The following is a 24838-nucleotide window of genomic DNA, read 5'->3' on the forward strand; positions in this document are numbered from 1 at the left end:
TTACCATGAAAGTAGATCAGGAAACACTCTATAAAATAGCCCACCTGGCCCGTCTGGAAGTTCGGCCAGAAGAAGAAACGGACTTACTCAACAGCCTGAACGGTGTGCTGACCTGGATGGAGCAACTAAATGAGGTCGACACGACGGGTGTGGAACCCCTGACGCATATTTCTGACGAAACCAACGTGCTGCGAGACGATGTCGTGGGCAACCACCTTCCTCGTGAACAAGCCCTGGCCAACGCCCCTCAACACGACGAACAATTTTTCGAAGTACCCAAGGTGCTGTAAATCCCGGCTCAGACAAGTATCGGTTTGATGACTTTACCGGCTACATCGGTCAGGCGGAAGGGGCGCCCCTGAAACTGGTAGGTTAGTTTGGTATGATCGAAACCGAGCAGGTGAAGGATAGTTGCCTGTAGGTCGTGGATATGCGTTTTGTCTTTCACGCCATAATACCCAATGTCGTCGGTTTCTCCGTACGAGAAGCCCCGTTTTACACCGCCCCCCGCCATCCAGACCGTAAACGCTTCGAGGTGATGGTCGCGGCCCATGAAGGGTAACGTTTGCCCGTCCCGGTTTTCCTGCATGGGCGTTCGGCCAAATTCTCCGCCCCAGACTACGAGCGTATCGTCTAATAAGCCCCGTTGTTTAAGGTCTTTCAGCAGAGCCGCTACTGCCTGATCCGATTCCTTGCATTTGTTCCGAAGCCCGATTTCGATGGCTCCGTCGGCACTGGTGCCGTGGGTATCCCAACCCCAGTCGAATAATTGAATAAACCGTACTCCTCGTTCGGCCAGACGGCGGGCTAACAGACAATTTCGGGCAAACGACCCTTTGGCGGGGTCAACACCGTAGCTATCGAGAATGTACTGAGGTTCGCTTTTGATGTCCATCGCATCGGGGACAGACATTTGCATACGGAAAGCAAGTTCGTACTGGGCAATACGGGTCAGAATTTCCGGGTCTTTCACATCCTCGTACTGTTGCTGATTGATCTGGCTGATGGCGTCGATGGTTTGCTTGCGAATGTTCCGGTCCATGCCATTGGGATTTGAGGCATACAAAACAGGATCACCATCGGTACGGCATTGAACACCCTGATACACAGTCGGTAAAAAGCCGCTTCCCCAAACCGATTTCCCCGCATCAGGTTGCTTTCCTCCGGACGCCAGGACAATGTAACCCGGCAGGTTATCATTCTCCGTACCCAAGCCATAGGTCACCCACGAACCAAGGCTAGGGCGGCCCAATCGAGCGCTACCCGTGTGCATGAGCAGTTGAGCAGGGGCATGGTTGAACTGGTCGGTGTACATCGCTTTCAGAAACGAAATCTCATCGGCAACGCCCTGTAAATGGGGTAAATAATCAGACAGCCATGCTCCCGACTGACCATATTGGGCGAACTTACCCTGTGGCCCCAGCATCTTCGGAACGCCCCGGATAAAAGCGAACTTTTTCCCTTCGAGCAGGGCTTGTGGGCAGTCTTTGCCATTGTACTTGGCCAGTTCGGGCTTGTAGTCGAATAGCTCCAGTTGGCTTGGGGAACCGGCCATATGGATATAAATGACCCGTTGCGCTTTGGGCAGGTACTGGGATGGATGCGGGGCTGTTGGCTCCGAACTCAACGAGGGGGCACCAACGGCATTGTTTTGCGATGACTCCTTGCCAAAAAATCCACAACTGCCCAATATAGAACTCAGGGCCATGGCCCCCAGACCTGTGGAGCAGGTATGCAAAAAGTGCCGCCGGGTTTCGCGTTCGGCTGCCGTCTGCTGGAGTTCGTTTAGTAATTTATTCATTGTAGTTGACCCCACCCCTAGCCCCTCCCCTGAAATCAGGGGAGGGGAATTGAGAAGGAGCTTTAGTTGTTAAAATGAGCTTTGATTTTAGTAAGGACAGATTCTAAATCTGTCTCAACTTCTTCGTTGCTAACCCGTAGAGTTGTAATTCCCAATTGAGCTAATGTATGGTCGCGTTCCTGATCATGTATGATAGTCTCAGGATTTTGATGAATACTCCCATCGACTTCAATGGCTAATCGCTCGGCCGGACAATAGAAATCGAGTATGTACACACCTATGCTATGTTGACGACGAAATTTCCGTCCTTCCAATTGACTATCACGCAGTTTCTCCCAGAGTAATGTTTCGGATGATGTCGGATTTTTACGCAGTTCCCGGCGATATTCCTCCATTACTTTCCAATTATGAATTAATTGACTCATCCTAAATAGCGGTAGTGTTTAGCCCCTCCCCTGAAATCGGGGGAGGGGTTGGGGTGGGGTCAAAGTCACTCTTTCGTAACCACTTCGTCCAAGTTCATGATCGTATTCGCTGTAACCGTCAGGGCCGCTAGTTGCGGAGAAATGGCCGAACAGTCCATACCAGGGCGATCCAGTAAGTTTTCGGCCTGACCGGGCTGTTGCTGATAATAGTGTTCAGTGGTTTGATAGAGCCTGACCAGAACCGCCAGTTTTTTAGGAGATATCTCCCGCAGCATAAGCCGTTTGAAACCCGCCTGAATTTGCTGACTGGGAGAATGGCCGTGTTGACGCATATAGTCGGCTAAATGCTGGGCCGCTTCTACATAGACGGGATCGTTTAAGGTGACTAGGGCCTGTAATGGGGTGTTCGTGCGAAGCCGACGAAGCTGACAGAATTCACGGCTGGGGCTATCGAAGGTAACCATTGATGGATACGGGGCGGTTCGTTTCCAGTAGGTGTACAAGGCCCGGCGGTGCAGGTCTTCGCCCGTGCTTTGTTTCCAGGTTTCGCCATCGTAAGGCGACTGCCAGATGCCATCGGGTTGAACGGGCATCACACTGGGGCCGTATAGTTTTTGGCTAAGTAATCCACTGACAGCTAAGGCCTGATCGTGAACTGCTTCGGCCGAAAGCCGTACACGAGGGCCACGGGCCAGCAGTTTGTTGTATGGGTCTTTGGCCAGTAGTTCGGGGGAGGCTGTTGACTGTTGCCGGTAGGTTGCCGACATGACCAATTTTTTGAGGAGTTTTTTGACGCTCCAGTGGTCTGTATCCATGAAATCAGCCGCCAGATAATCAAGCAACTCGCGGTGCGTGGGCGGAATCCCCTGCGTACCCATGTCTTCAACGGTTTCAACAATGCCCGTACCAAAGAGTTGCTCCCAGAATCGGTTCACGGCTACCCGAGCGGTGAGTGGCTGATCCCGGCTGACCATCCAGCGGGCCAGACCCAGCCGATTTTTAGGCATCTCAGTAGTCATTTTGGGCAATGAGTTCGGAACGTCGGGTTTTACAAGTTTGCCTTTGACCAGCCAGTTGCCCCGCTCAAATACGTGCGTTTCGCGGAACAGATCGCCCGAGCCGTCGAGTAGGATGGGGGTTTGTTCGGCATCCGCATTCAGCAGATCAGTGAGAAGTTTGTCCTGTTCGCCAAGGGTATTCTGGGGCTGGCCGGGCAGGATTGGCGCAAAGGCGACCCACTTAATCTGCACCCACTCTTTCGGCTTCTTGGTACTATTGAGCGACAGATATAGATTATGGCGTCCCTGAACGGCAGGTAGCGAAATCATCTGAACCGTGTCTTTGCCGGGTTTCGGGGTAGGAATCGTTGCCAGAACGGGGCCATCCAGACGATCCTGATGCAGGGTAACGGTGGCATTTTCGGCTTTGGTCCCCCAGCGAATCAGCATTCGAGGCCGACCCGTGAGCGTAACTTGCTTGATTCGACATGAACCTTTGTCCTGAAAGCCAAAATACTTGGCATCCAGCAGGGAGGCATTGACGTATTGGTCGAAATCGTGCGAATTGATTTTGGGTTCAATGGTACGAACCAGATGGATTACCTGATCGACGGTAGTTTGCGCCTGTTTTGGGTTAGCGACTGACTGGCGAATATACTGTTGCAGCGTAGCCAGTTTAGTGGAATCAGCAGGTTTTAGAAAGCGTAGGGTAGGCGTATCACTGGTGACGTCTTCGTCGCGGGTGTTATTGAAAAAGGCCAGGTATTTGTAGTATTCCTCGTTGGTAAATGGATCGTAGGGGTGGCTATGGCATTGTACACAGCCGAAGGTAGTACCCTGAAAGACATCCCAGGTGGTATTGACCCGATCAATAACGGCTGCGGTACGGAACTCTTCATCCTGCGTACCCCCTTCGTCATTAGTCATCGTATTTCGATGAAAACCAGTGGCTACTAGCTGATCATCAGTAGGTTTGGGTAATAAATCGCCGGCGAGTTGTTCTACGGTAAATTGGTCGAAAGGTTTATCCGCATTGAACGCTTTGATGAGCCAGTCCCGATACCGCCAGATTTTTCGTCCGGGGTCACGTTCATAGCCTTTCGTATCGGCATAGCGGGCCAAATCGAGCCACATACCCGTCCAGCGCTCGCCATAAGCGGGCGATTGGAGCAATCGGTCGACTACTTTTTCGTAGGCGTTAGGATCGTTATCGTTTATAAAATCGGTTGCCTCTTTTTCGGTCGGTGGTAAACCTGTCAGGTCAAGCGAAACCCTCCGGATCAGTGTAGCCCGGTCGGCTTCGGGAGAGGGCTTCAGCTCGTTTTGCTTTAGTTTGTCAAGAACGAAGTGGTCGATTTCGTTTTTAGTCCAGTCCGTTTCCTCATCGTGCGTAATACCGAGTCGGCTCAGGAACGTACCAATCTGGGGAACATCGGGTTTCTGAACAGGTTGATAGGCCCAGTGGTCGCCCCATTCGGCACCCTGATCGATCCAGTTGCGAAGCAGTTCTATTTCATCGGGTTTCAGGGCAGGATGATCGAGCGGCATTCGCTCATCGGGATCGGTCAGGGTAAGCCGTCGAATCATTTCACTGGCGTCGGCGTCACCTGGAATAATAGCTGGTTTGCCAGATTTTGCCGGAGCCAGGGCTTCCTGTTTGAACAGTAGCGAAAAGCCCGACGCTTTTTTCACACCACCGTGACAGGCAATGCAGTTCTTATTGAGCAACGGTTTAACCTGTGTGTTATAATCGACTCGTTTCTCAAAAATGCCCAAAAACGACGATAGCGTGAAGGCTAATCCAACACCCATTAAGCCAACAAGTATCCATTGAGTTTTCATAAACCAATACAATCAAACATCACATGCTTCTAAAAGCACATGACCGGCTATTTGTACTATGAAAATCACTGATTGCTTTGATTTTAACGTAGAAGAGTGATAGAAAAGTTTTCGACAGGATTTACAGGATGAACATGATTGCTATGAATAAATCATGTTCATCCTGTAAATCCTGTCGAAAAGCAGCCCTGTCAAAAACTATCGGACTCGTACATCTACCTGTGCCGTATCGTCTTCGCCGTTAGTAGTACCGTTATTGGGCGTAGAATCTGGGTCGGCAACGCTGGAAGCTGTCAGTTGAGCTCTGCAAATACCCGTTCCTGAAGCAGTGGCCCGTGACCGGAAGATAAGCGTAACACTACTACCAGCCGCTAAACTACTTACTCCACTAACCAGATTACCGCCCGATGCGCCAAAGTCGTCGCCCGAAACAAACGCCTGTCCAGCGGGTAGTGTGGCCGCTACACTTAACCCTGAAGCGGATAAGCCTCCCTGATTGGTAATGGTTAAGGAATAGCTAATAATATCGTTAATAATGGGCGTTCGGGTATTTGTCGCCAGCCGGATGCTAATGTCGGCTTTGTTAGGGTCGGGAGTAGGTTGGCTGCTAAGGACCGTTGGTAACGGAACCTGATTGGGATTGGGCGATGCAAACAGACTAGCTCCTGGTTGAAACGTGCGGAAGTCTACCTGGGTGGCATCATCCTGGCCGTCGCCCGTACCGGAGTTGGGTTGGCTGTCTGGATCTGTACTCGTTGCCTGGGCGATCTCAGCGGCATTCTGGTAGTAGCCTGCGGTAGTTGGCTGAGCAACAAAACGGATTGTCTGGGTAGACCCCATCGCCAGATTGATGGCTGAACTAGTCAGGATTCCACTACTAATCGAGAAATCGGTAGACGAAACAAACGCTAGATTGGCAGGTAGTCGGTTTCTGACCACTACATTGGTGGCTTGCCCTGGTCCATCATTACGAACTGTCAGGCTGAAGGTGACAGGCGTACTCAGCGAAGGGCTCCGGGAGCTAATGGCCATGCTCAGGCTGACATCGGCCTGCGTTTGGGTTGTAATTTGAAAGGTATTGGACGGAACAGCTGGGATAGCTGGTGAACTTGCCACAACCCGAATCCGGTAATAACCGCTGGTTAATGAACTGGGTAAAGTCACCGGGATTGGGCTGGTGGTTCCACTACCCAGTACACTTTTGTACTGCCCCAGCGAGTCCAGAAGTTGAACCTGCCATTGATTCCCGCCGTTGAAGGGGCCAAGTGTTGCAAATGATACACTAAGACTGGCACCCGGTAGTACGGTATTAGCCAGATTGCCTGTTACAGCAAACTGAGTTGGCATAATCGGTTGCGCGTTCTGGAAAAAAGACGTGTTCAGGCTATTGTTCCAGTTCCGGGCCAGGTGCGATAGGCCCATATTGGTCGGAATCGATCCGGTATTCAGGTAATATTGAGGATTGGGGTAGGGGCGTTGGATATTTCGAAAATGTCCACCGTTGATTCCAGCGTTTCGTGCTGGTATTGTATCCGTGAGGGGCCCTTGAAATACGTTCAGACCGGGCGTATTGATGACTTGTAGCTGCTTATCGATAACCGGCTGACGAACTGGGTTTATAGAATCTCCATCGAACGAAACACGGGCTACCATCCAGGATACATTGCGACCGCCAAAATCCTGCCGTGATTTCTGAATCAGGTTGGTCAGGTTGGTGGCATAGGCAGGTATACTACCCGTTGTCGCGTCACCATACTCGGCTTCGCCCTGATGCCAGAGTATGGCTCGTACACCTGCCATCGACAGGTAATAGCTCATGACATTCTTCAGGTTAGTGTAGGGCTGAAAATTAGGCCAGTTTTCAACGCACCAATACCGATTACAGGCCGGAATCCCATTGGCGCTGTTAATCCAGTTCTCAACTGTGGAGCTGTCCCAGCCCGTTATGTAAAAAGCTACCGGCACATTATACCGATTTACAATGTAGTCGCCCAGTTCACCCCAGCACCATGAACTTTCGGCCATTGGAAAGATACGCCTTCCAGCCGTGAGGGGTTTATAGACGGGTACTGGGAGTGGGTCGCCCGACGAATACAAGGCTTGAGCGCCCGGCGGATAGTAATGGTTGATGGAGTCGATGGTGCTGACCCGGTCGGTAAACGAGCCCAGATCATTATCCCCAATACCCAACCCGCGAGAGTTCGATTGACCTGCCGAGACAAATATCTCACCGATACCTACCGGCTGTACAATAGCCTGAGATACTACGTTATTATTGACAATGGTGCGGACAGTCAGGATATACCAGCCGCCCGCACCTGTGATGTAGCCTAGAAAAATATTGTTGGTGGGGCTGGTTTGTACGGTTTGCCAGCTTGTTGCGGTTCCCTGCCCAGCGACAGCAGGAGTAAGTTGAGCTTCTACGCGATCAACCGTACCCGTAAACCGGCCCGCTATGTATAGTCGCCCATTACCATCCAGCCCTCGTTGCACCACAAAGCGCGCCATAGGATGCGAAATCTGGAGCTGTGCAACGGCCAGTAGTGGACAAAAAATGAGCAAAAGAAACCATTTTATAAATGATGGCATGAACAGTCGATCCGATAAGCTGGCAAAGATACAGACAAGTCGGCTTATCGTTGGCTAGTCGTATTGCTTTATCGAAGCTGTTAAACGTTTGCAAATGGAGCCAAAGCAGATACGTTTTTGCCATTCCGGTCACCCCGCCGATGCGGATGAGGAATGACAAAAACGCTGGCAAACAAAATGTTTAAACAGATTCAGCAGTAATTCACCACTTCTGAATAGGCCGTTACACTTTTCCCCGCAAATACTCTGCCGTATAGTTACCGTCGGTCAGCTTTACCATCTCTTCGGGAGTTCCCGTAAACGTCACATAGCCGCCGGTTTCGCCCCCTTCAGGCCCTAAATCAATGATATGGTCGGCATTTTTGATGACTTCCATGTTGTGTTCGATGATAATAACCGAATCGCCCTGATCGACTAATGCATTAATGGCCGAAAGTAATTTTCGAATATCATGGAAATGCAACCCAGTAGTAGGCTCGTCGAAGATGAAAAGCGTGCCGCCTTTGTTCGGATTTCCCTTGCCCAAAAACGATGCCAGTTTCACCCGTTGGGCTTCGCCACCTGAGAGTGTATTGGCCGATTGCCCAAGTCCAATGTAGCCCAGGCCAACGTCCTGCAAAGGCTGTAGTTTATCCGCCATTTTCGGATCGACCTCCCGGAAGAAGGTAATAGCCTCATCGACGGTCATGTCCAGAATATCCGACACGTTTTTGTCGCGCAGCATCACCTCCAGTACTTCCTGCTTGAACCGCTTGCCCCCACAACCTTCGCACTTGAGGTAAATATCGGCCATGAACTGCATCTCGATTTTTACCTCGCCTTCGCCCTGACAAACTTCGCAGCGGCCACCGTCGACGTTGAACGAGAAATGGCTTGGTTTATAGCCGCGCGATTTCGACACGGGCTGATCGGCCATTACGGTTCGCAGGTAATCGTAGGCCTTAATATACGTGACGGGATTGGAACGGCTCGACTTCCCGATCGGGTTCTGGTCGATCATTTCAATGGATGTGATTCGATTGAGTGACCCTTCCAGCGATTCGTATTTGCCCGCTTCTTCGGCTGCTTCGCCTTTTTCGCGCATCAGAGCCGGGTACAACACTTTGCGGATGAGCGTACTTTTTCCGGAGCCCGATACTCCCGTTACCACCGTTAGTGTATTCAGGGGGAAACGGACATCGACGTTTTTAAGGTTGTTCTCGCGTGCCCCTTTCAGTTCGATAAAATTAGTTGCCTTCCGGCGGAATGGCGGTACAGGTACGGTTTCCTGGCCCGTCAGAAAGTCTATCGTGTGGGAGCGGGAGGCACTCTCATTCACCACGCCCTGCTCACTGCTCCGTGCGCCTTGCCCATTGATTTCGTCCCACGTTCCCTGAAATACCAGATGACCACCCAGTGAGCCTGCATCAGGACCAATGTCGATGAGTTGGTCGGCCGCCCGCATAACTTCTTCTTCGTGTTCGACCACAATAACTGTATTGCCCATATCCCGCAACGATTCCAGTACGCTAACCAGTCGTTTAGTATCGCGGGGGTGAAGCCCAATACTAGGCTCGTCCAGAATATACATCGAGCCAACCAGGGCCGAGCCGAGTGATGTGGCTAGTTTAATGCGCTGATATTCACCTCCAGACAGAGTGTTCGTTAGCCGGTTTAGCGTCAGATAGCCCAGGCCAACCCGCTCCATATAATCCAGTCGATTCCGAATCTCGATCAGAATCCGGTTGGCCACCTGCTGCTGTTGTGAAGGAAGTTCTAGGTTATGAAAAAATTCGGTAACCTGTGTAATGGGCATCAGAACGAGGTCGGTAATGGATTTACCACCTACTTTTACGTAGCTCGCATCTTTCCGTAGCCGCGATCCCCGACACTCGGGACAGTTCGTTTTGCCTCGGTAACGCGATAACATAACCCGGTACTGAACCTTAAATGTCTGGCTTTCAACGAAATTGAAAAAAGCATTCAAGCCGTCGAAGTAGCTATTGCCTGTCCAGAGCAATTCCTGTTCGGCGGGAGTTAAATCTTTATAGGGGCGATGAATCGGGAAGTCGAAACGAATACCGTTTTTGAGCAAAGGGCGCAAAAACTCTTCGCTCATTTTTTCACTCCGCCAGGGCGCAATGGCTCCTTCGAAAACGGACAGGTTTTTATCCGGGATAACCAGGTCTGGGTCAATGCCCAGCACTTTCCCAAATCCGTCGCAACGCCGACAGGCTCCGTACGGGTTGTTGAACGTGAACAGGTTGACGCTTGGCTCCTCGAATGCAATACCGTCGAGTTCAAATTTATCGGAAAAGGTACGGGATTCCTGCCCGATAATATCGACCCGACAGGTACCTTCTCCTTCATTAAACGCTGTTTGTACCGAATCCGAAAAGCGATACAGGTTGTCTTCGTCGGGTTTGCTATCCGTATCGTACAGCACCGTGCCCCGGTCAACAAGAATTTCCAGTAAGGAGGAATCGTGCGGCAGTAAGTCCTCACGCACAGCTCCTAGCTCCACACTACTTTCCAAAACGTCTTCAATTTGCAGAACCTGGCCGTCGGCAACGATCCGGGTGTAGCCTTTCTGAAGCAGGATATTCAGTTCATAAGCCAGTGTGCGCCCTTCGCGTATGCGCAAAGGGGCCATGATCATGATCCGTTGCCCTTCTTCGAACCCATAGATGTAGTTAACCACATCGGTCACGGTATCTTTCCGTACCTCATGGCCCGAAACCGGCGAATAGGTGATACCCGCCCGGGCAAAAAGTAGTTTCAGATAATCGTATATTTCGGTGGAGGTACCCACCGTAGAGCGTGGATTACGGGTCGATACTTTTTGCTCAATGGCAATAGCCGGTGATACGCCCTTGATGTATTCCACTTCGGGCTTCTCCATGCGGCCCAAAAATTGCCGGGCATAGCTGCTCAGGCTTTCGACATACATGCGCTGGCCTTCGGCAAATAATGTATCGAATGCCAGCGACGATTTGCCCGAACCCGACAAACCCGTCAGCACTACTAGTTTGTTGCGCGGTATGGCAACGTCAATTCCTTTTAGATTATGTACTTTCGCCCCTTTAATGATAATGAACTGTTTGGGGTCGAGCTGGTCAACGGAGCGTAAGTGTCCGGTTTCCGGAGTTTGAGTCATCCTAAGCTTATGAGGTAGAACATGGACAGGTCCGATCTAACCGAAAAAACCGGATTCGGGACCTTACTAAATTCTGTGAAATGCTATCTAATTTTAACGGTTAATTTGCCAATATGGTTTCTCAGATTTGCCTTTCCTGGCAGTTAAATCCGAGAGCTTTCCTAAACAATTTGATTGACGGATAAAACGGATGAACTTTGCGGAAGAAGATCTGATTCGACTGGGTGTAGCGCTGATTGTAGGTGGCCTGATCGGCATTGAGCGGGAGTATCATGGGAAAGCCGCTGGGCTGCGAACCATGATTATGATTTGCGTTGGGTCGACGTTGTTTACGATTATTTCTGGTCGGATCGGTAATACCGGCGACCGTATTGCGGCTAATATTGTAAACGGTATTGGTTTTTTGGGGGCTGGTATAATTTTCCGGGAAGAGAATCGGGTGAAAGGCCTCACAACGGCTGCAACGGTTTGGGCCGTTTCTGCGTTAGGGATGTCGATAGGGGCGGGTCATTATGATATAGCACTCGTCGGATTTGTGTTCATTTTGAGTTCGTTGCTGCTGCTGGTTGGCTTCGCTGAACGGGTTCAGCGCATGAATCAGTTCCGGGATTATAAAATTGTGACGGCTTTTCATAATAAAACCTTGAACCAATACGAACGCTTTTTCGAAGAATGCGGTCTATCTCCTAAACGGGGGCAACAACAACGGATTGGTACTGAAATTATTGGCCATTGGCGGGTATATGGCTCCGAAAGTAACCACGAGAAATGTATAAATCGGTTGTTGAATGACCCGGAAGTAAAAGAATTTACGTTCTGATTTCGTTATTAGTATAATTTTCTTTCTTGTACAAAATACTATGAATCATATTAGAAAGCTACTGTTTATCACGGCTTTACTGAGTAGCAGCCTTGCCTTCGGCCAACTTACTGAAGACCCGGAAGATCGCCGGGATCAGGGCCGTGACCCGTTGCGGACACAAACACCCGAAGGTCGCCCTTTGCCGTTTGGCCAACGTCTTCGGTTTGGGGGAGGTATCAATGGCTTCCGCTTCGGAAATCCATTTAGTTTGGGTGTTTCGCCAGTTATTGCCTATCAGGCTACCGAACGCATGCTGATCGGGATTGGTGGGAGCTACACTTACACGCGCTACAAGGCGTATACCAATACGGGCCAAACCGTTCCGTACCTGACCTATAACCAATATGGGGGACGGGGTTTTGTGATGTATGAGTTTATCCCGTCGATTTTACCGAATCTGTACCTGCATGGTGAAATTGAAAGTACAACCATCCAGCAGCTCGAAAACCAGACAGGAGCAAAAACAAGTGCCGCATTGACGGCTCCGTTGGTAGGGGTTACGTATTCGCAACCTATTTCTCGTCGGTTTGGGGTTAACCTAACAGCGTTGTATAACCTGAATTACAACGATAATTCATTAGCCCGTACCATTTACGGTAGCCCGTTTGTACTCCGGTTGTCGTTCTTTTAACGGATAAGCCTAGGCTCGTGCCGGTGCGTAAAACGCTGGTCAATGATGATACGGATCCTTATCATCATTGACCAGCGTTTTAATTTTTGTCATGCAGAATTAAATCAGCCGCTTTTTCGGCAATCATAATAACAGGCGCGTTGGTGTTGCCCGACACAATTGTTGGCATAATCGACGCATCGACTACGCGTAAACCTTCCAGGCCCCGCACACGTAACTTATCGTCGACAACCGCTAATTCATCCGACCCCATTTTGCAGGTGCCAACCGGATGATATACCGTTTCCATAAACGTCTGGATGTGTGCCCAGAGGGCGTCGTCGGAACTGAAATCCAGCGGAATATTGATACCCTTACTGTAGGAGCCGAAGGCATCTGCCTGCATAACCTCAATCGCTTTTCGGATGCCACTGATCAGAACCAGCCGATCGGATTCTTCTGCCATGTAATTAGGTTGAATAATCGGTGCGTCGAGCGGGTTTTTCGATGATAGGCTCACATAACCACGGCTTTGGGGCTTCAATAGCGTTGGCAGCACTGTATAGCCATCTGTAAACGGGTAGGTACTTAAATCATAAAAATCTGTACTGCCGTCATTCCCGAAGTGAACAGGGGCAAAATGCAATTGCATATCTACAGCGTCGGAGGGATCTTGAGGAGACAGGTATTCGGTTTTCAGAAAAGCCACCGCTTCGAGCGGACTGCTGGTCATTGGCCCCGTGTGTTTCAGGAAAAACTGAGCAAGTCCTTTCAATTGATTGAAAGGTTTCAGATGGAAATTGGCTGATGCTCCTTGCTGCGTACATAAACTGCTGACGCCTGTGAATAGGTGATCCTGTAAATTCTGACCAACACCAGGGAGCTCTTTTTTTACTGGAACCCCAGCCGAACGTAGTGTATCAACTGGTCCAATGCCCGATAGCATTAACAGTTGGGGCGACTGAAAGGCACCTGCTGACAGAATAACTTCATTTCGGGCCTTAACCTGTTGCGTCTGGTTTTTTCCGGTTTTAAACTCAACTCCGATAGCTCGGTCACGCTGTATCAGAATCTGTTGGGTGTGTGCATGCGTAATGACCTTTAGGTTAGGTCGGTTCAAAATGGGCTTCAAAAAGGCTGAAGCCGTGCTGTGTCGCTGCCCATTTTTAGTCGTAAACTGAAAGAAACCCGTTCCGGTCTGTTGAGCCCCATTATAGTCTGGATTGCGTTGGATACCCACTTGTGTACAGGCTTCAACGAAGCAGCTGGCCAAGGGCGTCTGGAAACGGGTAGCGTACGTAACATTCAATGGGCCAGCATTTCCGTGATAACGCGGATCAAGTTGATCATACTGTTCATTGTGCTCCGAGCGGATAAAGTAAGGCAAAACGTCGTCATAGCTCCAACCCTTATTGCCCAGCGAGGCCCATTCATCATAATCAAGTCGATTGCCACGAACATAAGCCATGGCATTGGTCGATGAGCAACCTCCCAGCGTTTTACCACGTGGCTGATACATTCTTCGATTATTCAACGCTTTCTGAGGTTCGGTCCAGAAGCCCCAGTCGACGGATGAACCGTGCAGTTTGGTATAGGCTGCCGGAATTCGTATCTCCAGTTTAGTATCTGGCCCACCCGCTTCCAGGAGTAGCACGGATACGGATGGATCGGCCGACAGGCGATTGGCCAGCACACAACCTGCCGATCCGGCACCAACAATTATGTAATCGTAGGTCATACCAGAATGAGAGTTATAAATAGAGAATGGTTAATTAATTCTAAAAATAATCAAAAAAGCCAGCGAGTTTGCGGTTGTAATTAACGCAGTTTTCGAAGCACACAATAAGCTTTGTAAACAAAAACCGATCAATACTCATTCTATTGAGTGATCAGCATTCATACACAATGTTTAATGGCTCTTGTGGCCTATTTTTTGATTAAAATTCAGTTACTCAACGACATGAAGTATGGATCAGATACGTGTATTAGCAGATGGCCTGCGCTTTCCCGAGGGACCCACCTTCGATGATGCAGGCAATCTGTGGTGTGTGGAGCAAAAAGGAGAGGGGTTATTTTGTCGGTACACGAATGGTGACACCAAACGAATTAAAACGGGCGGACAACCGAATTCGCTGATTTGCAATCGGGGCGATCTTTGGTTCTGTGATTCAGGGCAAAATTCGATCAGACGCGTGCATACAGCCACCGGAACGATAGAGACAGTGATTAAAGAAATAAGCGGCCAGCCGCTTAATATGCCCAACGACTTAATTTTTGATGATCAGAATAACCTGATTATTACTTGTCCGGGCCCGTCGGAAGCGGGACAACAGGGTTATGTAGTCGTTTACTCACCAACGGGTTCAATCGAAGTTATTGCCGAAGGGTTACTTTATCCGAACGGCGTGGTTTTTTATCCAGACAGCCAGACGCTGCTAATTGCTGAGACGCATCAGCAGCGCATTTGGGGTGGCTATTGGGACACTTCGGACTTAAGTTGGGAGAATATTAGCGTTTGGACCACGGTTATCGATGCTCCAGCGGGAGCGGCCATTCCAGGTCCAGACGGTATGACGGTTGGGCCAGATGGCAATTTGTATGTGGCCGTATTTGGAGCTGGTATTATACGGGTATTCTCACCGGAAGGAGCCTTTGTCCGTGATATTCAATTACCGGGTCAAAATCCCTCCAACTGCACTTACGACCCGTTGGGCGAATTGGGTCTAATTGTTACCGAAACGGAAAAAGGGCAATTGTTAAGCGTTAGGTAAAGAGCAGGGAGAGTATGTCTACAAACAGGAAGAGGTGGAACAGTGCACTGGTAATCTAAACCAGCACGCCTATTCCACCTCTTCCTGTTGTAAATCGGTCTATTTCAATTCAGCCAACACCGTGACACCACCTCGGGTCACATCACCGATGGCTACTTTAATGTCAGCGTCCAGCGGCAGGAATACATCGACACGAGAACCAAATTTGATAAAGCCGAACTCTTCACCCTGTTTCACAGGTTGCCCTTCTTTTACATACCAGATGATTCGTCGGGCAACCGCTCCGGCAATTTGCCGCAAAAGTACCTGAACGCCATTGGCTGTTTCGATCACAACAGTGGTGCGTTCGTTTTCGGTGCTGGACTTAGGATGCCAGGCTACGAGGTATTTGCCTGGGAAATATTTAAAATAACGAACAATACCTGACACCGGGTTACGGTTAACGTGGACGTTCAGGGGCGACATAAAAATGGAAACCTGACGACGACGGTCGTTAAAGTACTCGCTCTCGGTTGTTTCTTCGATCACAACCACCTTGCCATCAGCTGGGGCGATGACTTGTGTATCGCCTACTGTTAATAACCGATTCGGGACCCGGAAAAACTGTACGACCAGGATAAATAGAATCAAACTAACCAGGGCTAACAGGAGGATAGCTGTTGAGTTATCGGAGAAAAGGTAAAAATAAGCGAGCAGGTTCAGGGCCAGTAAAACCAGCCCAGTGGTAATCATGATGGTTGTTCCTTCGCGGTGTAAACGCATAAATTAATGAATGAATATGTACAATGTATAATGAATAATGGTTGAATTATGTTCGGACCCCGACAAAATTATACATTGTACATCATTCATTATGCATTCCCTTAATATCCGCCCCGGTATTTGTAGGTGCTGGCTACTTTGTCGATGGCTACCATGTAAGCGGCTAATCGCATAGGGACCTTGAATTTTTGCGAGGTTTCGAATACCCGGTCGAAGGCATCTTTCATAGCCCGGTCGGCCCGGCGATTGATACGATCAAGCGTCCATTTATAGCCAATTCGGTTTTGTACCCATTCGAAGTAGGAAACGGTTACGCCACCGGCATTGGCCAGAATATCAGGCACAACCAGAATGCCTTTGCTGTTAATAATTTCATCGGCACTGGCTGAAGTTGGGCCATTCGCACCTTCCACAATCATTTTGGCTTGAATCGAACCGGCATTGTCGTCTGTAATCACATCTTCTTTGGCGGCAGGAACCAGCACATCAACGGCTAACGAGAGTAGCTCTTCATTCGTAATTTTTTCGGCTCCAGTAAATCCTTCGAGCGTGCCTTTATTCGAGTTACGATAATTGACAGCGGCCGTTATATCGATACCGCTTTTGTTATAGTAGCCCCCTGAAATATCGCTGACCGCTACCACAGTAACGCCCCGCTCGTGCAGAAGTTCGGCGGCAAAAGACCCTACATTACCAAAACCCTGTACGGCAGATGTAGCCCGATAAGGATTCATTCGTAGTTTATCCATTGCGGCCAGGGCCGCTACGGTTACGCCCCGCCCAGTGGCTTCCGTCCGGCCCAGTGAACCACCCAAAACGAGTGGCTTACCCGTAACAACACCGTTGACAGTCATGCCTTTCGCTTTGGAGTATTCGTCCACGATCCAGGCCATTTCGCGAGGGCCAGTACCCATATCGGGGGCCGGAATGTCGCGGTCGGGACCGATTACATCGAGCATCGCAACGGTATATTGACGGATTAAGCGCTCGATTTCGCCAGCCGACATTTCGCGTGGGTTACAGGCAATACCACCTTTAGCACCCCCATAAGGAATATCGACAACGGCACATTTCCAGGTCATCCAGGCCGCCAGGGCACGAACTTCATCCAGATTAACGGCCGGATCGAGTCGAATACCACCTTTGGCAGGCCCAAGAATATTGGAATGAATAACCCGGTAGCCTTCGAAAACTTTAATAGCCCCGTTGTCCATCGTAACGGGTAGCCCAACAATAACCTGACGGGCGGGAACTTTCAGGATGTCATACATCTCGTCGGAGATGCCCACCAGTTTGGCGGCAGCGTCAAAACGCGACATCATCGACTCAAGTGGATTCTCTTTATCTTTTATCGGAGCTGGTTCAATGTAGGCCATGACTTTGTGTTTGCTTCCTTTTAAACAAATATGCTAATGAAGTGGTCCACAAACTTAATAAATCGTTGCTTATATTGTGAAAGGTCTATTTTTTCTAAAATTAATATAATATTAAAACGGCCGCATAATTTTCTACGTTCGCTGTCTTTATCAAAAGAGGCTATCAATAAAGAGTATATTAACCGAATATTCATTTGTGAAATTCAGAATTCTCAATTTGATAAAATTCCTCTAAAAATAGATTATGTCGCAAGAATCGTTGAAATACCGAGTACAAACCATTAATTTTGTGGCTGAAAAAATAAAGCACACCATCCAACGAAAGTTTAACATTGAATTAGCTATGGTTCAGGAAGAAAAAAAGCGTTACTCGGAAGAAGAACTTAAGGAGTTTGAAGAGCTGATCGGGCAAAAGCTGGATGCTACTCGCAGCGAACTTAACTACATTAAGGAAACACTGAGCAAACGGAACGATAGCGGTACGGACAATACGTCGGGGAACTCAAAACTGCTCGAAGATGGTGCCGATACTAGCGAACGTGAAAATTTAAGCCAATTGGCGGCTCGCCTGCAAAAGTTTATCCAGCAGTTGGATGCTGCAATGGTCCGTATCAAAAATGGTACCTACGGTATTTGTAAGGATACGGGCAAGTTGATTCCAAAAGAGCGGCTACGGGCAGTGCCCCATACGCAGCAAACGATTGAAGCCAAATTGCGTCAATCGCGGTAAGATGCTGTCGTATCTGAAAAATTAGGCGTCACGCCTGACTTTGTAATTGAGCCTATTGTCGGACCAGCGCTCCTGCTGATAATAGTGCACACTCGCTCTTGGCTCCTCTAAATCAGGGAGTAGGCCAGGGGATAGCTCATCAACAACGGTAAATTATTTGTGAACAGCTTCACACCCTGCGTGTTGAAGCTGTTTTTTTATTTCCTCACTTTTTTGAAACAAATTGAGCCCATATTTGTAAATACCGCAGAAGGAAATCAATTATTTATAACCATGCTGGAACATCTGGAAGAAATCCGGGAAAATATATTCCGTTATCTGGAAGCCCGAATTGAGCTGTTTACGCTGGAGAGCCGGGGCAAACTCGAAGAAGGGGTTGTTGTTGGCATTCATGGCATTGTACTCGCTCTACTTAGTACTATGACCCTTCTTTTTCTCTTTATTTTACTTGCTGCTTATTTGAATAAAGTAACCGATAGCCAATATCTGGGGTTTTTGATCGTAGCTGGTTTTTTTCTGGTACTTACCTTACTTTGGCTTTTTGCTAAAGATTTTTTTAAAGCAAAAATTCGGATAATGGCTTATAGCGCTATCAAGAAAAGTCAGGAGAAAAAAATTGAAGAGAAATCAGAAGCGATTGAGGAACTGATGGCGCAGACCCGTTCGGCAATGAGCAATCCAGGTCCCCAATCTAACTAACGCATATCTATTTCAGAAAGTCTGGTAAACAGTTACTTACTAGTTCGATACGTTTGCATTCAAACGCTTTTTCTACTGTACAAATGGAAGACCCTAAAGTACCATTCGCTGATACAACGGCTCGGCGGGCCGAACTGATCGCTGCTACAGAACGGCTAAAATCGTCGATCTCAAACGGCGTCGAAACCATAAAAGATGATGCTACCGAGCTGGGCAAAACAACCTTGTTTGTCGCAGGTGCCGCTTTAGCTGTATATTTGGTCGTAAATGCCGTTCTGCCTAAATCGGATGAGTATCGCTATGCCGAAAAATATGGCGAGCCCGACGATGAGGATTATGAAAGCGATTATGATGATGACGAATCAGACGATGTGTCGTCAAAGCATAGAGTTGTCAGGAATCTGGCACCTAAAGTGGAAAAGACGGCAGCCGTGAGTGGCTTAATTAGTGGTATCCTGACCACCGTATTAACAAATATCGCTCGCGAGCAGCTAACTGGATTTTTAGCCCGCATACGTTCAAATAATGCCATCAATCCAACTGCCGAACCAACAGACTACCACGAGCAGGCATCGACTCAGCCTGTTGACTATACTCCGTAGTAATCGGCTGTCTGGTCGGAAAGCTATTGCCGTCCTGCTCGATCCCGATAAACTTGAGCAGGACGGTCTGATAAATTTACTCAACCGCACCGTTGAGCATCCCATTGATTTTTTTCTGGTAGGGGGGAGTCTGGTGACTAACTATGTACACAAAGAGGTCATTGCCACCATCAGGCGTCATACAGCTATTCCGATTATTCTCTTTCCGGGTAATCCACTTCACATTGAGCCGTCGGCCGACGCCATTTTATTTTTGTCGCTGATTTCGGGCCGTAATCCTGAGTTTTTGATAGGCCAACACGTTATTGCTGCTCCTCTGCTGAAAAGAAGCGGCCTGGAAATTTTACCTACAGGCTATATGCTGGTTGACAGCGGTACGCAAACAACCGTTTCGTACATTAGTAACACAATGCCATTGCCGCATGATAAGCCAGGGGTGGCAGCTTGCACAGCTATGGCTGGCGAAATGCTGGGTTTGCAGTTGATGTATCTGGATGCGGGCAGTGGTGCACGCCGGCCTGTATCGCCCGATATGATCGCGGCTGTTCGCGCGGCTGTCGATCTGCCCGTCATTGTCGGTGGCGGAATTAACTCGGGAGAAAAAGCCTACGAAGCCTTAAAAGCGGGCGCTGATCTGATTGTGGTTGGAAATGGTATCGAGCAAGATCCTGATCTGCTGCCTCAATTATCGACCGTTGTTCAGGAGTTTAATCAATCTGTTGTCCGCGCTTAACTTATGAAACGGTTTTCTTTTTTGACACGCTGCCTGGTCGCATCTATTAGTCTCGGATTGGCCGCTGGAGTCAGCGTAGTGGCGCAGCCTCAGGCTAAAATTGATAAAGTTTACACCGTAGCCGAGCAGCAACCTGAATTTCCGGGAGGTACTGTGGCGTTGAGCCGTTACCTGGCGGAAAACATAGTAGTGCCAAACGCCTTAGTTCGGAAACGATACGAAACTGGACCAGTAGCTGCGAAATTCATTATCGATGAACTTGGCTATATCCATGATGTACGGGTACAGGTGAAGCCACTCGACAAAAAGGGTAGAAAGGGTATGGAAGCATTTATGGCTAACATCATCGCAGCCGTCGAAAAGATGCCCCGCTGGACACCCGGCGAAGTTGGAGGAAGACCCGTTCCTGTCTATTACACGCTGCCTATCGAAATCACAATGCAATAAAAAGAGGAGAAAGGAGGAAAGGGACGAAAGGAAAAAGGAGTTGCCCACAGCATTTACCTTTTTCCTTTCGTCCCTTTCCTCCTTTCTCCTCTTTTATACATTCATCAGCGATTCCCGACGGCGCATTTTACCGGCTGGAATGCCAAACATCATTTTAAATCGGCGGCAGAAGTAGGCGGTATCTTTATAACCCACCTCAGACCCAATAGCCCGAATGCTCTTTTTGCTGGTACGCAACAACCCTACAGCCGCTTCCATACGCTGGTATTCGATATAATCCTGCGGGTTGATACCAGTAAGCATCTTAAAGTACTGGCCTACATAGTCTTCCGAAACGTTGGCCACATTAGCCAATACCTTGTTCGATAGATCACCGCCCAGATTTTCTTTAATATAAGCAAAGATATCGATCAGACGAGGGTCTTTGAAGTAGGTGCTATTGGTAACCAACTGCTCAACGAACAGGTGGTTTTTCAGAATGTATCGAACTACCTCAATAACAATTTCTTCGGTCTTTATCTTGATAATCCGGCCTTTACCCGCTAGGTCGGTCATTTCTTCGGCCAGAATCTGATCGATGGTATTGGCCAGGTGATCTTCGCGTTTGATAATAAAAGGCGGTACGTCCAGTGAGTTAAAGAAGTTCACCGAATCGAATACTTTAGCTTCGAACGACACGTAGCCGAATGAGTTGGGTAGATGTCCGATTAGCTTCGGGTCATGATTGCCTTCCCAATACGATTCCCGATGGGTCATGAACTCTTCATTCGAGACAATTTTTGGGTTGGTGGGATCACCATACGTAACCGTAACGTGTTTACCACCCGGTATGAATAGCATATCGCCAACTTCCACCTTTATTTTTTCGTCGCCAATCGATACTTCACCGTTATATAAAATCAATAACGTGTTCTCAACATCATAGAAGTTTCTGATGGTGATAGGCTGCAGAATCCGAATGTTGCGGGCCTTGATAAATTTCACGCCCAGTGATTCGATTATTTTATTATAGTCTTCCATAGATGAAAGGTGCGTGTTGCCGAAGTTGTATTGCGCTCAAAGTTGCACAAAACTAATAATTTGTACAAAACTAATACAAGTATAAAAGTTTCCAAAAAATAAAAAAAATAATGCGTATTCAGGCCGAACACGCATTATCGAATGATAAAAATTCAATTTTATATGTAATTACATCATCGAATTAGCTCTCTGGCTATCACTAATTTTTGTATTTCGGACGTACCTTCATATATCTGAGTAATTTTAGCGTCCCGCATAAGACGCTCCACGTGAAATTCTTTCACATAACCGTATCCGCCATGGATCTGAACGGCTTCGGTAGTTGCCCACATAGCTACTTCAGAAGCAAATAATTTAGCCATGGCAGCGGCCTGTACATAGTCTTTATGCTCATCTTTCAGCCGGGCTGCTTTATAAACCAGTAATCGGGCTGCTTCGATTTTTGTGGCCATTTCGGCCAGTTTAAACTGAATAGCCTGATGGTCAAAGATTTGCTTTCCAAACGACCGGCGTTCCTGGCTATATTTCAAGGCTAGTTCATAGGCTCCGGCTGCAATACCCAGCGCCTGAGCTGCAATGCCGATACGGCCACCATTTAAAGTCGACATGGCAAATTTAAACCCGAAACCATCTTCCCCGATACGATTTTCTTTAGGAACTTTTACGTCGGTGAACAGCAGGGAATGCGTATCTGAGGCCCGGATACCCATTTTATCTTCCTTTTTACCAACCACAAAGCCGGGCGTTCCTTTCTCAATAATCAGACAATTGATGCCTCTGTGTTTCTTCTCCCGATCGGTTTGGGCAATGACCAGACAAACGCTCGACGAGTTGCCATTGGTAATCCAGTTTTTAGTCCCGTTCACTACATAATAATCACCTTTGTCTTCGGCTGTGGTGCTCTGCGAGGTGGCATCCGAACCCGCTTCAGGCTCCGACAGGCAGAATGCACCAATTATTTCGCCGGTTGCGAGTCGGGTAAGGTATTTCTGCTTCTGCTCTTCAGTGCCGAAAGATTCCAGTCCATAACAAACGAGTGAGTTGTTGACCGACATAATTACCGAAGCCGACGCATCGACTTTGGAAAGCTCTTCCATGGCCAGTACGTACGAAACCGTATCCATACCTCCTCCGCCATACTCAGGCGGCACCATCATGCCCAGGAAGCCCAGCTCGCCCATGCGTTTGACCTGCTCAGCCGGGAAACGGGCTTCGTTATCGCGTTCAACGATGCCGGGAAGCAGTTCATTCTGAGCGAAATCGCGGGCGGCTTCCTTTACGGCCATGTGCTCTTCCGATAAATTAAAATTTAATCCCTGTAATTCCAGCGATTCTGTTGCCATCTGAATTGCGTGGTTTTGTTTGTGACTGTGTAATGAGAAGGAGTAAAGATACGTAATTGGCTACTAAAGTAGTATGCAAGCATACTACTTATTCGAACAGTAACGTGATTAATTCGGCAACACAGGCGGGTTTGGGCCGATTCTCGATCTCGAAAATACATTCGGTTATTACTCGACTTCCGGTAGCCTGCGGTTCGACACTCAACAATCGGGCGTTTAATCGTAAACGACTGCCAACGGGTACAGCATTGGTAAATCGAATTTTATTGGCTCCGTAATTAATGCCCATCCTGACCGATTCGACCCGGTAAATCTGGGCCATAAGCTGCGGTGCCAGCGAGAGGGTAAGAAAACCATGGGCAATCGTTGTCTTATAAGGTGACTCAGTAGCAGCCCGTTCGGGGTCGGTATGTATCCATTGATAGTCGCCAGTGGCTTCCGCAAATCGGTCGACCATTTGCTGGGTGATTGATAGGTAGTCGGTGCTGCCCAGCGATTGACCAGCGAGAGCCGCTAGCTCAGTAAGGTTTCTGACGGTTAACATACGCATTTGGGTTTTTTGCAACTTTGTTGGTATGAGCAAAGCCAGGGTCCAAAAAATTGAGGTGGCAGGTAATCTGCTTGCCTACCAAACAATCGGGAATGGCCCGGTAGTTTTGCTGGCGTTTCATGGTTTTGGGCAGAATAGCCATGTTTTCAAGGGGCTGGAAGTTACACTAGGAAATCAATATACCATTTTCGCGCTGGATTTATTTTTTCATGGCGAAAGCTGCTATCGGAAGAGGGAGCTTTTAACCAAAACTGCCTGGCAACAGCTTATTGGCGCTTTTTTACAGGAAAAAAATATTGATCGGTTCGCGTTGATGGGTTTTAGCTTAGGTGGCCGTTTTGCACTGGCGACCGTCGAAGCCTTTGCTGATAGGCTTGATCAGTTAGTCTTAATTGCCCCCGATGGTATTACCCGCAGTGCGTGGTATCAACTGGCAACGGCCTCAAAGCCAGGACGATGGCTATTTCGGTATTTTTTGCAACATCTGACCGCTTTGAACCGATTGGGCCATCTGCTGACTCGATTAAGCCTGCTCAACCGGACGGCTATGCGCTTTGCTGAACTGTCGCTTGGTACGCCCGAACAGCGGGAGCGGGTTTACCAAAGCTGGACACAGTTTCGACTGATTTCGCCCGATCTGGCTCATATTGCCGCATTGCTGAATAATCACGCGGTTAGGGTGCGTTTTTTTACAGGTGCTTTTGACCGGATTGTGCCCGGTTCATATATCCTTCCACTTTCCAAACAGCTCCGACATTATGACCTAACCGTTTTACGGACCGGCCACAATCGGCTGGTTGAATTAACGGCTGAGCAGCTGAGGCAGTAAAAGGAGCCTCCTCCAGCAGAAGGGTTATGCTACTGTTTCAATGATTTCTGAATCGTACGCCAGAGTCCGGCAATGGAAACAATAACCAAGGCGACGACAACGATTTGCGTCCAGGAACCCTGATTCGGGTTGTCGAGCAGGGTTTTTATCGCATGGGCTTCGTGGCCTGACCACACGGCCAGAATGGTCCGGGGCGTCATACCCAGAAACCCACCCAACAAAATATTTTTTAATCGGGCTCCCGATAAAGCAAAAAGCAGGTTGGTCAGGCCAAACGGAAGAATAGGAGAGAGTTTGGCGAAAAAGATTACCTCCAGCTCATTGTTCAGGATACGATCCAGTACCGATTGTGCTTTCGGATTGCGTCGGATGAAGGCCAGTACCCGGTCGTGATCGAGCCATCGAACAATTAGATTGATGAGCAAAATACCACCAAAGTTGATGACAAACATCGGTAGAAGGGCATTCCAGCCCAGAAAGTAACCGAAAATCAGCGCCAGCATCGTTGGGGGAGTTAGGCCTGCCGAGGTTACAGCGCAGGTTAGGGTGATGCCGATCCATTGCCAGGTTGAGAAGCCAGCGATTACTGGTTCATAGACAATAGCGTAATAGGTCAGTACAGAGGTAAAGACAATTGGGGTTGCCGAGAGTATGAGTCCGGCAATGGCTGGGCCAGTTATGTTTTTAGGAATAGTGGTTTTCACTTAGTAGTA

22 protein-coding genes are annotated in these 24838 nt (G+C 48.6%); 10 read left to right on the forward strand and 12 right to left on the reverse strand.

The genetic code is table 11. From position 1 onward, the window contains the following. Positions 1–5: 5 nt before the first annotated feature. Positions 6–290 (forward strand): Asp-tRNA(Asn)/Glu-tRNA(Gln) amidotransferase subunit GatC, encoded by a 285-nt coding sequence (gatC, locus tag BGO59_RS34280; RefSeq protein WP_080059581.1) that lies wholly within the window; start codon positions 6–8, stop codon positions 288–290. Positions 291–298: 8 nt separating this feature from the next. On the opposite strand, the gene BGO59_RS34285 is transcribed toward gatC, so the two are convergent. From BGO59_RS34285 to uvrA, 5 genes are all read right to left on the reverse strand, one after another. Further along, the gene (locus BGO59_RS34285; RefSeq protein WP_293691876.1) at positions 299–1801 is read right to left on the reverse strand and encodes a DUF1501 domain-containing protein; all 1503 of its coding nucleotides are present in this window, start codon (positions 1799–1801) and stop codon (positions 299–301) included. Positions 1802–1863: 62 nt separating this feature from the next. Then, positions 1864–2226 carry an endonuclease domain-containing protein gene (locus BGO59_RS34290; RefSeq protein WP_293691878.1) on the reverse strand — a complete coding sequence of 121 codons (363 nt, stop codon included), beginning with the start codon at positions 2224–2226 and terminating at the stop codon, positions 1864–1866. 65 nt (positions 2227–2291) lie between these two features. Continuing rightward, the gene (locus BGO59_RS34295; RefSeq protein ID WP_293691879.1) at positions 2292–5066 is read right to left on the reverse strand and encodes a DUF1553 domain-containing protein; all 2775 of its coding nucleotides are present in this window, start codon (positions 5064–5066) and stop codon (positions 2292–2294) included. A gap of 198 nt (positions 5067–5264) precedes the next feature. Further along, complete coding sequence (locus tag BGO59_RS34300) at positions 5265–7655, reverse strand: sialate O-acetylesterase (RefSeq protein WP_293691880.1); 2391 nt, start codon at positions 7653–7655, stop codon at positions 5265–5267. A 223-nt stretch (positions 7656–7878) separates the two neighbouring features. Next, complete coding sequence (gene uvrA / locus BGO59_RS34305) at positions 7879–10791, reverse strand: excinuclease ABC subunit UvrA (RefSeq protein ID WP_293691881.1); 2913 nt, start codon at positions 10789–10791, stop codon at positions 7879–7881. 190 nt (positions 10792–10981) lie between these two features. Between uvrA and BGO59_RS34310 the strand changes: the two genes are divergently transcribed. Then, positions 10982–11611, forward strand: a complete 630-nt coding sequence (locus tag BGO59_RS34310; RefSeq protein WP_293691883.1) for an MgtC/SapB family protein — start codon at positions 10982–10984, stop codon at positions 11609–11611. Between the two features lie 40 nt (positions 11612–11651). Next, complete coding sequence (locus BGO59_RS34315) at positions 11652–12284, forward strand: hypothetical protein (RefSeq protein WP_293691884.1); 633 nt, start codon at positions 11652–11654, stop codon at positions 12282–12284. A gap of 79 nt (positions 12285–12363) precedes the next feature. On the opposite strand, the gene BGO59_RS34320 is transcribed toward BGO59_RS34315, so the two are convergent. After that, entirely contained in the window at positions 12364–14001 is a 1638-nt protein-coding gene (locus BGO59_RS34320) for a GMC family oxidoreductase (protein ID WP_293691885.1), read from the reverse strand. A gap of 229 nt (positions 14002–14230) precedes the next feature. Here BGO59_RS34320 and BGO59_RS34325 point away from each other — a divergent pair, with 229 nt between their 5' ends. After that, a complete protein-coding gene (locus tag BGO59_RS34325; RefSeq protein ID WP_293691887.1) occupies positions 14231–15034 on the forward strand; it encodes an SMP-30/gluconolactonase/LRE family protein in 804 nt (267 codons plus the stop codon). Positions 15035–15133: 99 nt separating this feature from the next. Here BGO59_RS34325 and BGO59_RS34330 read toward each other — a convergent pair whose 3' ends face one another. Then, a complete protein-coding gene (locus BGO59_RS34330) occupies positions 15134–15796 on the reverse strand; it encodes a phosphatidylserine decarboxylase family protein (RefSeq protein ID WP_293691889.1) in 663 nt (220 codons plus the stop codon). A 101-nt stretch (positions 15797–15897) separates the two neighbouring features. Further along, a complete protein-coding gene (locus BGO59_RS34335; protein WP_293691891.1) occupies positions 15898–17172 on the reverse strand; it encodes a Glu/Leu/Phe/Val dehydrogenase in 1275 nt (424 codons plus the stop codon). 343 nt (positions 17173–17515) lie between these two features. Between BGO59_RS34335 and BGO59_RS34340 the strand changes: the two genes are divergently transcribed. The 5 genes from BGO59_RS34340 to BGO59_RS34360 all read left to right on the forward strand — a co-directional run bounded on the left by BGO59_RS34340 (position 17516) and on the right by BGO59_RS34360 (position 20383). Beyond that, positions 17516–17902 carry a TraR/DksA C4-type zinc finger protein gene (locus BGO59_RS34340; protein WP_020596321.1) on the forward strand — a complete coding sequence of 129 codons (387 nt, stop codon included), beginning with the start codon at positions 17516–17518 and terminating at the stop codon, positions 17900–17902. A gap of 273 nt (positions 17903–18175) precedes the next feature. Beyond that, positions 18176–18601, forward strand: a complete 426-nt coding sequence (locus tag BGO59_RS34345; RefSeq protein WP_293692200.1) for a phage holin family protein — start codon at positions 18176–18178, stop codon at positions 18599–18601. Positions 18602–18684: 83 nt separating this feature from the next. Continuing rightward, the gene (locus tag BGO59_RS34350) at positions 18685–19203 is read left to right on the forward strand and encodes a hypothetical protein (protein ID WP_293691893.1); all 519 of its coding nucleotides are present in this window, start codon (positions 18685–18687) and stop codon (positions 19201–19203) included. Further along, positions 19187–19936, forward strand: a complete 750-nt coding sequence (locus BGO59_RS34355) for a geranylgeranylglyceryl/heptaprenylglyceryl phosphate synthase (protein WP_293691895.1) — start codon at positions 19187–19189, stop codon at positions 19934–19936. Before BGO59_RS34350 ends, BGO59_RS34355 begins: the two co-directional genes overlap by 17 nt. A 3-nt stretch (positions 19937–19939) precedes the next feature. After that, positions 19940–20383 (forward strand): hypothetical protein, encoded by a 444-nt coding sequence (locus tag BGO59_RS34360; protein WP_293691897.1) that lies wholly within the window; start codon positions 19940–19942, stop codon positions 20381–20383. A gap of 93 nt (positions 20384–20476) precedes the next feature. Here the strand turns inward: BGO59_RS34360 and BGO59_RS34365 are convergent, their stop codons facing one another. The 3 genes from BGO59_RS34365 to BGO59_RS34375 form a co-directional block, all read right to left on the reverse strand. After that, the gene (locus tag BGO59_RS34365) at positions 20477–21403 is read right to left on the reverse strand and encodes an AraC family transcriptional regulator (RefSeq protein WP_293691899.1); all 927 of its coding nucleotides are present in this window, start codon (positions 21401–21403) and stop codon (positions 20477–20479) included. A 173-nt stretch (positions 21404–21576) separates the two neighbouring features. After that, entirely contained in the window at positions 21577–22746 is a 1170-nt protein-coding gene (locus BGO59_RS34370; RefSeq protein ID WP_293691901.1) for an acyl-CoA dehydrogenase, read from the reverse strand. A gap of 88 nt (positions 22747–22834) precedes the next feature. Then, the gene (locus tag BGO59_RS34375) at positions 22835–23290 is read right to left on the reverse strand and encodes a MaoC family dehydratase (RefSeq protein ID WP_293692202.1); all 456 of its coding nucleotides are present in this window, start codon (positions 23288–23290) and stop codon (positions 22835–22837) included. Positions 23291–23321: 31 nt separating this feature from the next. Between BGO59_RS34375 and BGO59_RS34380 the strand changes: the two genes are divergently transcribed. Then, complete coding sequence (locus tag BGO59_RS34380; protein WP_293691903.1) at positions 23322–24125, forward strand: alpha/beta hydrolase; 804 nt, start codon at positions 23322–23324, stop codon at positions 24123–24125. Between the two features lie 29 nt (positions 24126–24154). Here the strand turns inward: BGO59_RS34380 and BGO59_RS34385 are convergent, their stop codons facing one another. After that, a complete protein-coding gene (locus tag BGO59_RS34385) occupies positions 24155–24829 on the reverse strand; it encodes a VTT domain-containing protein (RefSeq protein ID WP_293691905.1) in 675 nt (224 codons plus the stop codon). Positions 24830–24838 lie beyond the last annotated feature (9 nt).

The sequence above is a fragment of the Spirosoma sp. 48-14 genome (genome assembly GCF_001898575.1).
Lineage (GTDB): Bacteria > Bacteroidota > Bacteroidia > Cytophagales > Spirosomataceae > Spirosoma.